The organism is Rhizobium cauense, from assembly GCF_019511525.1.
Taxonomy (GTDB): Bacteria; Pseudomonadota; Alphaproteobacteria; order Rhizobiales; family Rhizobiaceae; genus Rhizobium; species Rhizobium cauense.
In genome coordinates, this window is sequence record NZ_JAEUAT010000063.1 from 1 (window position 1) to 613 (window position 613).

General features: G+C 58.1%; 1 pseudogene. It reads left to right on the plus strand.

The features are described 5' to 3' along the window. Positions 1-348: 348 nt before the first annotated feature. A pseudogene (locus JNB88_RS33135) lies at positions 349-613 on the plus strand (phosphomannomutase); the annotation flags it as partial.

Below are 613 nucleotides of genomic sequence, written 5' to 3' on the forward strand. Positions count from 1 at the left end.
CGGCACGAAGCTTCGATGCAATCACAAAGGCATTGGGCGAGATTGTCGGTCTTTTCTCCATTGATGAATGCCTGAACTTCTTCAGGGCCGCAGGGTATGAGACCGAATAGGTGCGACACGCTTTAGTGGCAAACAGCCCAATTAGTGGGTTTCGGCCTTGGCGTCGGCTACTGCGGAGCGCCAAGTAATATCTCCTCCCCTCCAATGCGACCTGATGCTTTCAATTTGCTCCGCACCCGTATACTGCAGTCATCTCATCGCTGTCGGGGTTCAAAATTCGGGAATGCTGCGTAGATTGCGTTCGGATCGCTGACAAATTCGAAAGCATGCCGGGGGGACCTATCCAGAATGAAATTCGGTACAAGTGGGCTGCGTGGCCTGTCTGTCGACCTCAAGGGTCGAGCCGCAGCGCTCTATGCGACAGCGTTTGGACGCTATCTCCTGGGCAGCGGCATGGCTCGCCCTGGCGACGCCATCCTGATCGGCCGGGATTTTCGGGATTCCAGTCCTGAGATCGCAGCAAACTGCGCCGACGCCCTGACGTCTCTCGGTTTCAAAGTCCGCGACTGCGGCACGGTGCCGACCCCTGCGCTTGCCCTGGCAGGGCTCCGGG